Below are 255 nucleotides of genomic sequence, written 5' to 3' on the forward strand. Positions count from 1 at the left end.
CATCAGAGTATTTTTGTGCAGTAGGCTCTATTGAGCTATGGGTCGCTAACCAGCTTTGAGCATAATCCGAACCACCAAACACTGATGCTGCGACTTTCATAGCCGTACTTTTTCCAGTGGAACTACTACCTACCATATGTAACCCAAAGCTCTGTACTTTGGAATGGTTCAACAGCAAGGAAGCGAAAGCGGCTGACACAAAAAACAGCAACCGAGAGTTACCACGGCAGTAAGCCGCGACCTGTTGATTCCATT

Annotated in this window: 1 protein-coding gene; it reads right to left on the minus strand. The window is 46.3% G+C overall.

Translation table 11 applies throughout. The features are described from left to right. Positions 1 to 255: DUF927 domain-containing protein (locus tag H8K32_RS20805; RefSeq protein ID WP_186914421.1), on the minus strand; the 255-nt coding region annotated here is incomplete at both ends.

The sequence above is a fragment of the Cognatundibacterium jejuense genome, assembly GCF_014284255.1.
GTDB classification, from domain to species: Bacteria; Pseudomonadota; Gammaproteobacteria; order Burkholderiales; family Burkholderiaceae_D; genus Undibacterium; species Undibacterium jejuense.